The 13,220-nt window shown below is 73.9% G+C and carries 12 protein-coding genes; 6 read left to right on the plus strand and 6 right to left on the minus strand.

What is annotated here, in order from left to right; translation table 11 throughout:
• Positions 1–70 precede the first annotated feature (70 nt).
• From ACWC5C_RS17455 to amaB, 3 genes are read left to right on the plus strand one after another with little or no spacing between them, the layout of a single operon-like run.
• Positions 71–1,255 carry an NAD(P)/FAD-dependent oxidoreductase gene (locus ACWC5C_RS17455; RefSeq protein WP_450876229.1) on the plus strand — a complete coding sequence of 395 codons (1,185 nt, stop codon included), beginning with the start codon at positions 71–73 and terminating at the stop codon, positions 1,253–1,255.
• Between the two features lie 27 nt (positions 1,256–1,282).
• Positions 1,283–2,686, plus strand: coding sequence for a 2-oxoadipate dioxygenase/decarboxylase (hglS, locus tag ACWC5C_RS17460; protein ID WP_450876230.1), 1,404 nt, complete (start codon positions 1,283–1,285; stop codon positions 2,684–2,686).
• A 29-nt stretch (positions 2,687–2,715) separates the two neighbouring features.
• Positions 2,716–4,245 carry an L-piperidine-6-carboxylate dehydrogenase gene (gene amaB / locus ACWC5C_RS17465; protein ID WP_450876231.1) on the plus strand — a complete coding sequence of 510 codons (1,530 nt, stop codon included), beginning with the start codon at positions 2,716–2,718 and terminating at the stop codon, positions 4,243–4,245.
• Here the strand turns inward: amaB and ACWC5C_RS17470 are convergent.
• Both ACWC5C_RS17470 and ACWC5C_RS17475 read right to left on the minus strand, forming a co-directional pair.
• Entirely contained in the window at positions 4,232–7,045 is a 2,814-nt protein-coding gene (locus ACWC5C_RS17470; protein ID WP_450876232.1) for a SpoIIE family protein phosphatase, read from the minus strand. The genes amaB and ACWC5C_RS17470 overlap by 14 nt on opposite strands.
• 33 nt (positions 7,046–7,078) lie before the next feature.
• Positions 7,079–7,471, minus strand: coding sequence for a VOC family protein (locus ACWC5C_RS17475; protein ID WP_450876233.1), 393 nt, complete (start codon positions 7,469–7,471; stop codon positions 7,079–7,081).
• A 92-nt stretch (positions 7,472–7,563) separates the two neighbouring features.
• Here ACWC5C_RS17475 and ACWC5C_RS17480 point away from each other — a divergent pair, with 92 nt between their 5' ends.
• Positions 7,564–8,544: a helix-turn-helix transcriptional regulator gene (locus ACWC5C_RS17480; RefSeq protein ID WP_450876234.1), complete on the plus strand. Its 981-nt coding sequence runs from the start codon at positions 7,564–7,566 to the stop codon at positions 8,542–8,544.
• Positions 8,545–8,550: 6 nt separating this feature from the next.
• Here the strand turns inward: ACWC5C_RS17480 and ACWC5C_RS17485 are convergent, their stop codons facing one another.
• Both ACWC5C_RS17485 and ACWC5C_RS17490 read right to left on the minus strand, forming a co-directional pair.
• Entirely contained in the window at positions 8,551–9,411 is an 861-nt protein-coding gene (locus ACWC5C_RS17485) for a fructosamine kinase family protein (RefSeq protein ID WP_450876235.1), read from the minus strand.
• Positions 9,408–9,872, minus strand: coding sequence for a low molecular weight protein-tyrosine-phosphatase (locus tag ACWC5C_RS17490; protein WP_450876236.1), 465 nt, complete (start codon positions 9,870–9,872; stop codon positions 9,408–9,410). The genes ACWC5C_RS17485 and ACWC5C_RS17490 overlap by 4 nt, the downstream gene beginning before the upstream one ends.
• A 121-nt stretch (positions 9,873–9,993) precedes the next feature.
• Between ACWC5C_RS17490 and ACWC5C_RS17495 the strand changes: the two genes are divergently transcribed.
• Entirely contained in the window at positions 9,994–10,491 is a 498-nt protein-coding gene (locus ACWC5C_RS17495; protein WP_450876237.1) for a MarR family winged helix-turn-helix transcriptional regulator, read from the plus strand.
• Here the strand turns inward: ACWC5C_RS17495 and ACWC5C_RS17500 are convergent.
• On the minus strand, positions 10,484–12,034 hold the full coding sequence (locus ACWC5C_RS17500; protein ID WP_450876238.1) for a carboxylesterase/lipase family protein: 1,551 nt from the start codon (positions 12,032–12,034) through the stop codon (positions 10,484–10,486). The two genes, ACWC5C_RS17495 and ACWC5C_RS17500, sit on opposite strands and share 8 nt — an antisense overlap.
• Before the next feature lie 153 nt (positions 12,035–12,187).
• Between ACWC5C_RS17500 and ACWC5C_RS17505 the strand changes: the two genes are divergently transcribed.
• On the plus strand, positions 12,188–12,343 hold the full coding sequence (locus ACWC5C_RS17505) for a DUF6131 family protein (protein ID WP_385443032.1): 156 nt from the start codon (positions 12,188–12,190) through the stop codon (positions 12,341–12,343).
• Between the two features lie 12 nt (positions 12,344–12,355).
• On the opposite strand, the gene ACWC5C_RS17510 is transcribed toward ACWC5C_RS17505, so the two are convergent.
• Complete coding sequence (locus tag ACWC5C_RS17510; protein WP_450876239.1) at positions 12,356–13,210, minus strand: LysR family transcriptional regulator; 855 nt, start codon at positions 13,208–13,210, stop codon at positions 12,356–12,358.
• Positions 13,211–13,220: the final 10 nt, after the last annotated feature.

The raw sequence follows: 13,220 nt of genomic DNA on the forward strand, positions 1-13,220 counted from the left end.
CAGCCGCGCCGCGCCCGGGGCCGGAGACCCGTCCGGCCCCCGGCGCCCGCCTCAGGAAGGGATCGGCCACGTGTCCTCCTCGTCCTCCTCGCCCTCCTTCCGCACCGTTCCGCCCGCCGCCGACGTCGTGATCATCGGCGGCGGGGTGATGGGTACCAGCACCGCCTTCCACCTGGCCGAGGCCGGGGTGGAGAACATCGTCGTCGTCGAGCGCGGAGACCTGGGCTGCGGCAGCTCGGGCAAGCCCATCGGCGGTGTGCGGGCCCAGTTCTCCGACCCGCTCAACATCCAGCTGGGCAGCCGGAGTCTGCGCGCCTACCAGGACTTCCCGCACCGCCCCGGCGCCGACATCCGGCTCGACAGCGTCGGCTACCTCTTCCTGCTCACCAGCGACCAGCAGGCCGCGGACTTCGAGGCCTGCGTCAGGACCCAGAACGGCCTCGGCGTGCCCAGCCGCATGATCGGCCCGCAGGAGGCACGCACGCTGTGCCCCTACGTCAGCACCGACGGGCTCGTGGCCGCCGTCCACTCGCCCACCGACGGCCACGCCCGCCCCGGGCTGGTCATCGAGGGCTACGCGCGCGCCGCGTCCCGTTCCGGCGTGTGTATCGCCACCCACACCGCCGTCACCGCCATCGACACGGCCGGGGACCGGATCACCACCGTGCACACCGACCAGGGGCCGATCTCCTGCGCCACCGTCATCTGTACCGCGGGCGCCTGGTCGGCGCGGATCGGGGACATGCTGGACGTCAGCCTCCCGGTGCGCCCGGTGCGCCGTCAGGTGGCCTTCACCGCCCCGCTCACCCCGCCCGCCCCGCGCATCCCCTTCACCATCGACTTCTCGTCCACGGCCTACTTCCACAACAGCGACGACGGGCTGCTGTTCGGCCTCGCCGACCCCGGCCAGGCCGATGGCTACGACACCACCTGGACCCCGGACTGGCTGGAGCTGTTCCGCGCCGCCGCACGGCGACAGGCCCCGGCCCTGGCCGATATGGAGACGGTCGGCGGCTGGGCCGGGCTCTACGAGATCACCCCGGACCACAACGCCCTGATCGGCCGCTCAAGCGAGGTGAGCAACTTCCTTTACGCGACCGGGTTCTCGGGGCATGGCTTCCTCCAGGCCCCGGCGGTCGGCGAGATCGTCCGTGACCTGTATCTGGACCGCACACCGTTCGTCGACGTCACGCCGTTCAGCGCCGACCGCTTCACCATCGGGGCGACGGCGCGCCCCGAAGCCCACGTCGTGTGAACGGCCAACCGAAAGGCAGCACTCTCCATGACCAGCCGGACACATCGCCAATGGCAGCTGCGCGCCGCGTTCGCCGCCCGGCTCTCGGACATGTACGGGCGGGAGGTCCCCGCCTACACCACCCTTGTGGACGTCTCCCGCGAGGTCAACGACGATGTGCTGCGCGCCCGGGGCGCCGACGCCGAACGGCTGGGCTCCATCAGCCGCGTCACCGCCGAGCGCCACGGCGCCATCCGGGTCGGCACCCCACGGGAGATGAACCAGGTCGCGCGCGTCTTCGGCGCCCTCGGCATGCGTCCGACCGGCTTCTACGACCTGCGCGAGGCCGCCGCCAGCGCGGTGCCCGTCGTCTCCACCGCCTTCCGCCCCACCGACGGCGAGGAGCTGGCGCGCAACCCGTTCCGCGTCTTCACCTCCATGCTCACCCCCGCCGATCCGCGCTTCTTCGACGACGATCTGCGCGCCCGGCTGGAAACCTTCCTCGCCGGACGCGAGCTGTTCCCGCCGGAGCTGCTGGCCCTCGCCGACCGGGCCGAGGCCGAGGCCGAACTGCCCGAAGCGGAGGCGACACGCTTCCTCCAGCTCGCCGTGCACGCCTTCGAGCTGTCGACCGAGCCGATCGACCAGGGCTGGTACCGAACCCTGGAGCGGGTCTCCGCCGTCGCCGCGGACATCGGCGGTGTCCGCAGCACCCACATCAACCACCTCACCCCACGCGTCCTGGACATCGACGAGCTGTACCGGCGCATGACCGAGCGCGGCATCGAAATGATCGACGCCATCCAGGGCCCGCCGCGCTGGGACGGCCCCGATCTGCTGCTGCGCCAGACCTCCTTCCGCGCCCTCGCCGAACCCCGCGCCATGCGCACCGCCGACGGCGGCGTGGCCGAGGGGTCCCTGCGGGTGCGGTTCGGCGAGGTCGAGGCGCGCGGCATCGCCCTCACCCGCGAGGGCCGCGCCCTCTACGACCACCTGCTGACCCGGATCGACCAGGAGGCTGCCGCCCGACCCGACGCGGACCGCGGCGACATCGCCCGCGCGCTGTGGGCGGACCACGTCCCCGCCACCGAACGGCAGCTCGCCGACCGGAGACTGGGCTACTTCACCTACCACGTGGTGCCCGACCGGCCACGGGACGGCAGCCGCCCGCCCGCCGACCTCGGCGAGCTGGTGGCCGGGGGCTGGCTGCGCGCCGAACCCATCGTCTACGAGGACTTCCTGCCCCGCTCCGCGGCGGGCATCTTCCAGTCCAACCTGACCAGCGAGGGCGCGCGCGACAACGACCACGCGGGCACCCCCTACGACAGCGCGTGGCTGTCGGGCGCCATCGGACGCGACGTCCTCGACCCCTTCGCCCTCTACGAGCGGCAGCGAGACGACTCCATCGCCCGGGCCGCCCAGGCGCTGCGACTCGACGGCGCGCTCAGCTGAAACAGCCCACACGTCCCGAGGGAGCATCCATGACCAGCACCACCCTTCCCACCACCGACGACCTGCGCGGCCGGGCCCGCACCGCCCTGGAGCGCGTCGGCGCGCATGTCCCAGAAGGCAGCGGCCTCACCGCGCGCACCCCGATCACCGGTGACGACCTCTTCGGCCTGGCCGCCGCGACCCCGGCCGACGCCGAGGACGCCATCGCCGCCTCCCGTACGGCCTTTCTCGCCTGGCGCACCACCCCCGCCCCCCGGCGCGGTGAACTCGTGCGCCGCCTGGGCGAGTTGCTGCGCGACCACCAGGGCGACCTGGCCGACCTCATCACCATCGAGGCGGGCAAGATCCGCTCCGAGGCGCTGGGCGAGGTCCAGGAAATGATCGACATCTGCGACTTCGCCGTCGGCCTCTCCCGCCAGCTCTACGGACGCACCATCGCCTCCGAGCGCCCCGGCCACCGGCTCGCCGAAACCTGGCACCCGCTCGGCGTGGTCGGGGTCATCTCCGCGTTCAACTTCCCCGCCGCCGTCTGGTCCTGGAACACCGCCGTCGCCCTGGCCTGCGGCGACACCGTGATCTGGAAGCCCTCCGACCTCACCCCGCTGATCTCCCTGGCCTGCGACCGGCTCCTCGCCCAGGCCGCCGAGGACGTCGGCGCGCCCCGCGACGTCCACCGGCTGCTGCTCGGCGACCGCGCCATCGGCGAAAAGCTCGTGGACGACCCCCGGGTCGCCCTCGTCAGCGCCACCGGCTCCACCCGCATGGGCCGCGAGGTCGGCCCCCGCGTGGCCGCCCGCTTCGGCCGCAGCCTGCTCGAACTCGGCGGCAACAACGCCGCCATCGTCGCCCCCTCCGCCGACCTCGACCTCGCCGTCCAGGGCATCGTGTTCGCCGCGGCCGGAACCGCCGGGCAGCGCTGTACGACGCTGCGCCGCCTCATCGTCCACCGGGACATCGCCGACACCCTCATCGCCCGGCTGACCGCCGCCTACACCAAGCTCCCCATCGGCAACCCCTTCGACGAGGACACCCTCGTCGGCCCGCTCATCTCCACGGGCGCCCTCGACACCATGCGGGACGCCCTCACCCGCGTCCAGGCCGAGGGCGGCACGATCCTGGCGGGTGGCAACCGCCGCTTGGCCGAGGCGCTTCCGCAGGCCGCGTACGCCGAACCCGTCATCGTCCGGGTGGACGAGCAGAGCGAGGTCGTACGGGAGGAGACCTTCGCGCCGATCCTGTACGTGCTGACCTACGACACCCTGGAGGAGGCCATCGCCCTGCACAACGACGTACCGCAGGGCCTGTCGTCCAGCATCTTCACCCGCGACCAGCGGGAAGCCGAACTCTTCCTCTCCGCCGAGGGCTCCGACTGCGGCATCGCCAACGTCAACATCGGCACCTCCGGCGCCGAGATCGGCGGCGCCTTCGGCGGCGAGAAGGAAACCGGCGGCGGCCGCGAGTCCGGCTCCGACTCGTGGCGCGCGTACATGCGACCGGCCACCAACACCATCAACTACTCCAGCCAGCTGGCCCTGGCCCAGAACGTCAGCTTCCTGTGATGTTCTCAAGAGGCTGCTCCGCCCAGATGCATTTTCCCTGGGCGGTGTAGCGGGCGCCCCACCGATGGGCGAGGGCGGCGACCAGCTGCAGTCCGCGGCCGCCCTCGTCCAGGTCGCCCGCCCGCCGGATCCGCGGTGTGGCCGGGCTGCCGTCGGACACTTCGCAGATCATGGCCCGGCTGCGCAGCAAGCGCAGCCCGATGGGGCCTTCGGCATGGCGGACGACATTGCCCACCAGCTCGCTGACCAGCAGCTCGGTGGTCGTGGTGAGTTCGTCCAGATGCCATGCGCCGAGCTGGCCGCGCACATGGGCGCGCGCCTGTCCGGCCGCCCGGGGGTCCTCGGGCAGCGACCACGTGGCGATGTCCTCGGCGGGGAGGGGCCGGAGCCGGGCGATGAGCAGCGCCGCGTCGTCGTCGGTGTGCTCGCCGGGCGGCAGCAGAGTGGCCATGAGGGTGTCGCACAGCCGGTCGGGATCGGCGGTGTCGCCGTCCGGTGTGCGGCGCACCGCGCTGGTGAGGTCGCGGGCGAGGTCCGCCATGCCCTGCTGGATGTCGCGGGCCGCCGTCTCCACCAGGCCGTCCGTGTAGAGCACCAGCAACGCGTCCTCGGGCAGCGCGAGTTCACAGGTGTCGAACGGTGGCGTCGCGGCTCCCAGCGGCGGTACGAGGGGGAGGTCGGGGAAGAACACCGAGCCGTCGGCGCGGACCACGGCGGGCGGCGGATGTCCGGCACGCGCGATGGCGCAGAGGTGGCGGGTGGGGTCGTATTCGGCGTACAGGCAGGTGGCGTAGAAGTCGTCGCCGAGCCCGCTGACAAGGTCGTTGAGGTGGAAGAGGAGTTCCCCCGGCGGGAGTTCGAGGTCGGCGAGGGTACGGACGGCCGTGCGCAGCCGCCCCATGGTGGCGGCCTCGGACAGGCCGTGGCCCATGACATCGCCGATGACGAGCGCCACCCGGCCCCCGGACAGCGGGATGAGGTCGTACCAGTCGCCGCCCACTTCCGCGCTCGCGCTGGCGGGCAGATAGCGTGCCGCCGCGGTGGCGGCGGGCAGTTCGGGCAGGCTGCGGGGGAGTAGCCCGCGCTGCAGCTCCTGGGCGTGCTGGTGCTCGGCGTCGTACAGGCGGGCCCGCGCCAGGGCCTGGGCGGCCAGCCCGCCGAGCGCCGTGAGCAGGGTGCGCTCCTCGCCGCTGAGGATCCGCGGATGGTCGAACGAGACGGAGCAGTAGCCGATGGCGTCCCCGGAGACGATCAGCGGGAGGAACGCCCAGGCCTGCTTGCCGGAGGCCGTGGGCAGATGGGCCAGTTCGGGGTAGCGCTGGACGAACTCCTGCGACGAGGAGACGAAGGTGGGGACGGCCGAACGGAGCGCCACCGTCAGCGGGTTCTCACGGGGATGCCCCGGGTCCGCCAGCAGCGCGATGAAGTCTTCGGAGTAGCCCCGGGAGCCCGCCGTGACCAGGCTGGTGCCGTCGACCAGCTGGACCAGCAGCCCGACGGCGCCGAAGAGCGGCAGCACGCGGTCGGCCAGGGCGTCGACCACATCGTCCACGGTGGCCGCCGCGGCCAGGCTCCCGGCCAGCTCCTCCAGCCGGGTGGCGCGGTCGCCCCCGGTGCGGGCGCTGCCCCGCTCCTGGGCGGCGTCGGCGAGGTGGAGGGTCACGCCGCCGTCCACGGGGACCAGCCGTATCCGGTAGAGGTGGCCGGTGGCGGGCCAGCGCGCGTCGAAGCTGAACGGGTGTCCATCGGCCATGGCCTGCCGGTACGCCGCCTCCAGGCCGAGGGCGCGCAGCGCCGGGACCGACTGCCAGGGCACGGTGCCGACGGGGGGTGCGGTGGGTGCGAGGAGGTGGTCGGCCTCCGCGTCGATCCGGGTGACGCGACCGGTGGCATCGAGGGTGAGGAACCCGCCCTCGGCGTGGTCCGGCGGCGGCCCGGCGGGGTTCTCCGGCGCGTCCTGGAGGCTTCCCGTCATGCGAAACGGAGTGCCGTCGTCCCCCGACAGCAGATGACCCCGGGCCTCGACCCGGAGGTACCGTCCGTCCGGCTGGCGCACCCGGTAGACGGCGCCGTAGGTGCCCCGGGTGCGGATCGCCTCCTCGGCGGTGGCGAGCACCTGGGGCAGATCCTGGGGGTGGACGAGGTCCATCCACTCCTCGACGCGCGCGGAGGCGGGGAGGGAACCGGCGCCGAGGATCGCCAGCGCGGGCTCGTCCCAGTGGATCGTTCCGGCGGTGAAGTCCCAGGCCCAGCTGCCGACGCCGGTCCCGCTCCGGGACCGCCGGAGGGCGGAGCGGGTGGGCCAGGTCCAGCCGGGCGGGCCGCCTTGCGGCAGCGCCGGTTCGTGCAGCCGCTCCGAGACCCATCCGGCCACGGCGGTGAGCAGGGCCCGGTCCGCCGGTCCCGGCCCGTCGCGCGCGGCCGCCAGGACGGACAGCGCGCCCTGCGGTCCGCGCGCGGCGGGCATGGGGACGGAGGCCAGCCCGGTGCCGACCGGAAATCCCCGGCCCCCGGTGCCGCCGGTCAGGGGCGTCCAGGCGAAGGTGTTGTCCCGTACGGCGAGGGCGGGCGCGACCGGCTCGTCACCCCCGACGCGTTTCCACGCCTCGATCAGGGCCTCGGAGAGCCCGCAGCGCGTCGCCAGATACAGCTGTCCGCTGCCCCCGCCGCCCAGATGCACCATGCCGCCGAGCCCGCCCACCCCGGCCACCGCCTGATCGAGACCGATCCGCAGCGCCTCCGGCGCGCCGATGTCCTCGCCCGCGGCCATGAGCATGCCGATCCGGGGGTCCCTCTTCATCGCGTCACCTGTTCCCACATGCTCTTATCCACCCTATCCGGGCATATGGGACGCAGCGGGGGTGAAGAAGTTGACGAGGTTGCCGTCCGGGTCGCGGAAGAGGAGCGAGCGGTTGCCCCAGGGCATCGTGGTGGGCTCCTTGACGACGTCCCGCACGAAGCCGGTGCCGGTCAGGTTCCGGTACACGCTGTCCACGTCGTCCACCCGGAACTCCAGGATGACGCTGCGGTTGTCGGCCGGGTGGGACGAGCCGGGCGCGAACATCGGGACGGTGCGGGTGCTGCCGATCGCCAGGGTGGCCGAGCCGATGCTCAGCTCGGCGAAGTCCTCGGTGGCCCAGCGCGCCCGCACTCCGGTGGCGTGTTCGTAGAAGCCGACGAGGCGGGTGATGTCGCCGGTGATGACGCGGATCGAGACGAAGTCCATGGGTGTTTCTCCTGGTCGGTCGGTGCTTCGGACCGCACGCTACGGGCAATACCGGGCAGAACCCGCCCGGTATCTACGGGAGACTTGTCGGTATGCCCCGACCGATCGCGCGCGTGCTCACCCTGCTGGAACTTCTGCAGTCGGGCGGCCTGCGCACCGTCGCCGAACTCGCCGACCGGCTCGGCGTGGACGAACGCACGGTGCGGCGGTATGCCGACCACCTCATCGACCTCGACGTACCCGTCGAGTCGGTGCGCGGCCGCTACGGCGGCTACCGGCTCGCCCCCGGTTTCCGCATGCCCCCGCTGATGCTGACGGACGACGAAGCGCTCGCCGTGCTGCTCGGCCTGGCCGCCGGGCGGCGCAGCGGCCTGACGACGGCCCCGGGCACGGCGGCCGAGACCGTGGCCGGGGAGACCGCGGCGGCCAAGATCCGGCGGGTGCTGCCCGACCGGCTCCGCCACCGACTCGACGCCGTGCTCGACTCCCTCGCCTTCACGGCCCCGCCCGGCGCGTCCGCCGCCCCGCAGACCCCGGTCCTGCTGGCCATCGCCGACGCGGTGCGCCACCACCGGCCGGTCCGTATCCGCTACACCGCCGCCGACGGCCGGTCCGGCGAGCGCACCCTGCACCCGTACGGGCTCGTCGCCCACGCGGGCAAGTGGTACGTGACCGGCGTGGATGCCGGGATCGGCGAGGACCGGACGTTCCGGCTGGACCGCGTCGCCGATGCGCGCACCCTGCCCGGTTCGTTCGAGCCGCCCGCCGGACTCGACCCGGCGCGGCGCGTCCTGGAAGGGCTCGCCACCGCGCCGTACCGGCATCAGGTGACGCTGCGGATCCAGGGGACGGCCGAGCAGATCCACACCCGGCTGCCCGCGAGTGTCGCGCTCGTGACCGAAGCCCCGGCGGCCGGGGAGTGGTCGCGCGTCGAACTGCGCGTGGAACGGCTCGACTGGCTGCCCGGCGTGCTCGCGTCGCTGGACCTGCCGTTCGTCATCGAGCGCCCCGACGAGCTGCGCGCCCTCGTCGCGGCCCTCGCCGACCGGCTTACGCGGGCCGCCCAGGCATGACGGAGGCTACCCCGCCAGGGCGGTGCGGGCCGCCGTGAGGGCCTGCTCGGCGTAGCCGCGTCCGAAGAGCACCGCGTGCACCAGCAGCGGGAAGAGCTGGTGCAGCCCGATGCGGTCCGCCCAGCCCTCGGCGAGCGGCGACGCCTCCTGGTAGCCCGCCAGCACCCGGTCCAGGTGGGGGCAGCCGAACAGGTGCAGCATCGCCAGGTCCGTCTCCCGGTGTCCGCCGTGCGCGGCCGGGTCGATCAGCCAGGCCTGCCCGTCCGCGCCCCACAGCACATTGCCGTTCCACAGGTCGCCGTGCAGCCGGGCGGGCGGCTCGGCGGGGCCCGCCAGCTCGGGCAGCCGCTCGCAGACCCGCTCGATCGTGGCCGCCTCGGCGGCGCGCACCGTTCCGTCGTCGACCGCGCGGCGCAGATAGGACAGCACCCGGTGCTCTGCGTACCAGCCCGGCCAGTCGCCGCCGGTGACGTTGCGCATCGGGGCGAGCCCGATGTACGCGTCCTCGGGGCCGCCCGGCGGCGGGGCGCCGAACGCGGGCGCGCCGGACGCGTGCAGGGCGGCCAGAGCGCCGCCGAACCGCACCGCCGTCTCCGCGCTCGCCCGGCCGGACGGGACCCGGTCGGACACCAGCCAGCGCGGGTCGTGGCCGTGCACCACCGGGACGTTGACCGTGCCGGTGTCGGCCAGCCAGCGCAGCCCGGCCGCCTCGGCCGCCACCGCGCCGGGGTCGTCCCCGCGCTTGACCATCACCACCTGCCCACCGTCGAGGGTGACTTCGGCGAGCGCCCCGGACAGCGCGCGCTCGCCGGTCACCGGGAGGCCGGTGAGCCGGGCCGCCGCCGCGCCCGGTCCTTCGCCGGTCATACGCTCGCGCGCTCGCGGGCCCAGGCGAGCAGGCCGGGTGTCGCGGCTTCGATCATGTCCAGCACCTCGTCGAATCCCTCCGGACCGCCGTAGTACGGATCGGGCACGTCCAGGTCGCCGGTCGCGTCCGGGTCGAAGGACCGCAGCATCCGGACCCGGGACGGATCGTCGACCAGCTGGCGCAGCGCCCGCTCGTGGCCGCTGTCCATGGCCAGAAAGAGATCGGCGTCCAGATGCTCGGCACCGACCTGGGCCGCGACGTGCTCGACCGGATAGCCGCGCTGGTCCAGCACCTCACCGGCCCGTTCGTCGACGGGTTCGCCGACGTGCCAGGGGCCGATCCCGGCGCTGGTGACCCGTACCGCGCCGTCGAGGCCCGCGCGGCGCAGCTGCTCGGCGAAGACCAGGGCGGCGGAGGGTGAACGGCAGATGTTCCCGCTACAGACAAAGCAGATGTGCACGGCCACCAGCGTAAGGCCGCCCCACCCGCCGCCGGTGTACGGGGCCGCGTTCAGGCCCGGCCGATCCCCCGGCCACCGACGACCCCGCGGAACGCCCACAACCGGGGGTAGCGTCCTGCTCATGACCCCGTTACGTAACGGCCTCACCGACCAGGCCCCGGCCGATCCCGCCGCCACCGACGACATGCTGGCGAGCCAGCCGGTCGGCTACTGGACCGGGCTGGCCCACACCACCGTCACCCGGCAGCTGCGCGACGCGATGGCCAGGACCGACGCCACCCAGCCGCAGTACTGGGTGCTCAACTGCGTACATTCCTGGCCCGCCGCGCCCAGCCGCGCGGACGTGGCCGAGCGGCTGACGCCCCTCGCGGACGGCCCGTACGAGATTCCGCGCGTCATCGACCAGCTGCTGCACCGCGACTGGCTGCGGGCCGACGCCGACGGCCGTCTGCACCTCACCGACGCGGGCGAAGCCGCCCGCGCCCGGCTGCGCGCCCTGGTCACCGAGCTGCGCGCGGTGGTCCACGAGGGCGTCGGCGACGAGGAGTACGTGGCCGCGCTCAAGGTGCTGCGCACGATGGTGGCCAACGTCCGGCGTGCCGAGGAGGGCGTCAGCTGAGCAGGGGCAGGGCCGGGAAGGTGTGGTCCTGCCAGAGGACGCGGGAGACCTCCTCCGGGTAGGCGGTGACCTCGGGCGCCGCGTCGAAGACCTGGGTCAGCCGCCGCGCCGGGTCGTACGCGGGCCAGCCCGGGTCGCCCGTCGCGGCGAACGCGGTCCAGGCCGCGCGGAAGCGGGACGACAGCGCCTCGGCCTCCGGCGAGGGCCCGGAGGCGTCGAACAGCAGCATGCCGAGGTCCGCGTCGAAGGTGCCGAACAGCAGCGGGACGTCCAGGCCGTGGCAGGCGCCCAGGGCGCCGCCGCCTCCCGGGGCGGGCCAGGTCAGCTCGTACACATGGGCGCGGCCGCCCCCGGCCACCTGGGCCTCGGCCAGCCGGAGCGAGGGCATGTGGAACAGCCAGTCGGACTGGACGCGTTCGTGGAGTCCGGCGGGGGAGGCGTCCGGGAAGGCGGCGCGGTAGGCCCGTTCGCCGTCCGGCCCCGGCCCGAATGTGCGCAGGGCCGCCGCCGCTTCCTCCTCGCCCGCCTCGCCGAGCTGTCCGCTGAGGGCGAGGAACAGCCGGTACTCGTCCCGGTTGTGCCCGGCGATCAGCTCCACGTCGCGCGCCGCACCGGCCGCCAGCGCCTGCCACGGGGTGGTCGGCAGCACCTCGCCGTCGACGACGGGGGAGAAGGGGGTCTGCGTGTGGACGACCTTCCCCCACGTCTCCTCGTACTGGCGCATCTTGGGGCCCAGCGCCTCGCCCGCCGAGGTCAGCCGTCGCGGGTCGACCGTGGCCAGATCGGCGGCGGTCGGGCGCAGGCCCGCCTCGGTGGCGAGCGCGCCCGCGATGTCCCGGGCCAGCTCGCCGGAGAAGAACGTGCCCGGCACGCTCTGCGCGATGGCGCGCCGGAACAGCCCCGCCGCGCTCGGCATGGCCAGCAGCGAGGCGACCGACCCGGCTCCGGCCGACTCGCCGAACACGGTGACCCGGCCGGGGTCGCCGCCGAACGCCGCGATGTTCTCCCGCACCCACTCCAGGGCCGCGACCTGGTCGAGCAGACCGCGGTTGGCGGGCGCCCCGTCGAGGTGGGCGAAGCCCTCGATGCCGACGCGGTAGTTGAGGGTGACCACGACGAGGTCGCCGTCGCGGGCGATGCGCCGGGCGTCGTAGCCGGGGCTGCCGGAGTGGCCGAGCTTGTAGGCGCCGCCGTAGATCCACACCATCACCGGGCGGCGCGCGGCCGGGTCCGGCTCGGGGGTCCAGACGTTGACCGTCAGCCAGTCGTCGCCCGTGGGCGCCTCCAGCACACCGGTGCGGCCCATGAACCCCGACTCCTGCGGGGGCGGCGGCCCGAAGGTGAACGCGTCCCGCGTCCCCTCCCAGGCGCGTACGGGGCGCGGCGCCTGGAACCGCGCCTCCCCGACCGGCGGCTCGGCGAACGGGATGCCACGGAACACGGCCAGACCGTCCTCCCGGCGGCCGCGCACCGCACCGGCGGCGGCGCGCACCACGGGCTCGGCGGACCCGGCCGCCGCCTCACGGGACTCGGCTGTCGTCATCGATGACTCCTCACGGCTCCTGGGCGAACACGTCGGTAGCCACGATGCCCGAGCCGCGCGCGGATGCCCCCGGCGGGGGTGCGACGCGTTGGCGCGGCGGACGGAAGAGGCGGATAGTTGAGGTGGAGCAATCCCGAGAGATCGGAGGACGCCATGATTGTCCTCGGGGTCATTCTCCTCATCATCGGCCTGCTGACCGGTATCGCCGTCCTGTGGACGATCGGCATCGTCCTTCTCGTCATCGGGGCGGTCCTGTGGGCCCTGGGCACCGCGGGTCACGCGGTCGCCGGGCGCAGGCACTTCTATTAAGGAGACCGCTGCTCACCCCGCCCGGTAGAGCGCGGTGAGCAGCTCGATCACCGCCTGTCCGGCGGGATGCGGATCGTCCCGCCACCAGCCCAGCCGTACCGCGATCGGCTCGGCGTCGCGCACCGGCCGGTACACGATGCCGGGCCGCGGATACTGGTGCGCGGTCGACTCGGCCGTCATCCCCACGCAGTGGCCCGTGGAGATCAGGTTCAGCCAGTCGTCGACGTCATGCGTCTCCTCGGTGGCCGGGCGGGCGCCGGGCGGCCACAGCTCGGGTGTGGTGGTGCCGGTCCGCCGGTCGACCAGCAGCGTGCGGTCGCCGATGTCGGCGAGCCTGATGGAGCGGCGCCGGGCCAGGGGATCGTCCGCCGCCATCGCGCACAGCCGCCGCTCTAGCCCCACGATGGCCGAGTCGAAGCGGTGGTCCTCCAGCGGCTTGCGCAGTACGGCCAGGTCACAGGCCCCCTCCGCGAGACCTGCCGTGGCCGTGTTGACCCGTACGAGGTGCAGCCGGGTCTCCGGACGCGCGGCCGCCCAGCGGCGCTGGAAGGCGGGGGTGTGGCTGCCCAGCGCCGACCAGGCGTAGCCGATCCGCAGCCGGGTGTGGCCCGACGTGGCCTCCCGCACCAGATCGTCCACCTCCCCGAGCACCCGCCGGGCCTGCGCCACCACCCGCAGCCCGGTCCCGGTCGGGGTCACCGTCCGGGACGTACGCCGCAACAGCCGCACTCCGAGGGCGCGTTCGAGCGAGGCCAGCGTGCGGGAAACGGCCGCCTGGGACACCCCGAGCGCGATCGCGGCATCGGTGAAGGTGCCCTCGTCCACGATCGCGACGAGACAGCGCAACTGCCGCAGCTCCACATCCATAACCACAGCG

It is taken from the genome of Streptomyces sp. NPDC001700, assembly GCF_053596435.1.

Coding starts and splice junctions, on each gene's coding strand:
- hglS (WP_450876230.1), top strand. CDS start 1,283: ATGACCAGCCGGACACATCGCCAATGGCAGCTGCGCGCCGCGTTCGCC.
- amaB (WP_450876231.1), top strand. CDS start 2,716: ATGACCAGCACCACCCTTCCCACCACCGACGACCTGCGCGGCCGGGCC.
- ACWC5C_RS17470 (WP_450876232.1), bottom strand. CDS start 7,045: ATGAAGAGGGACCCCCGGATCGGCATGCTCATGGCCGCGGGCGAGGAC.
- ACWC5C_RS17475 (WP_450876233.1), bottom strand. CDS start 7,471: ATGGACTTCGTCTCGATCCGCGTCATCACCGGCGACATCACCCGCCTC.
- ACWC5C_RS17480 (WP_450876234.1), top strand. CDS start 7,564: ATGCCCCGACCGATCGCGCGCGTGCTCACCCTGCTGGAACTTCTGCAG.
- ACWC5C_RS17485 (WP_450876235.1), bottom strand. CDS start 9,411: ATGACCGGCGAAGGACCGGGCGCGGCGGCGGCCCGGCTCACCGGCCTC.
- ACWC5C_RS17495 (WP_450876237.1), top strand. CDS start 9,994: ATGACCCCGTTACGTAACGGCCTCACCGACCAGGCCCCGGCCGATCCC.
- ACWC5C_RS17500 (WP_450876238.1), bottom strand. CDS start 12,034: ATGACGACAGCCGAGTCCCGTGAGGCGGCGGCCGGGTCCGCCGAGCCC.
- ACWC5C_RS17505 (WP_385443032.1), top strand. CDS start 12,188: ATGATTGTCCTCGGGGTCATTCTCCTCATCATCGGCCTGCTGACCGGT.
- ACWC5C_RS17510 (WP_450876239.1), bottom strand. CDS start 13,210: ATGGATGTGGAGCTGCGGCAGTTGCGCTGTCTCGTCGCGATCGTGGAC.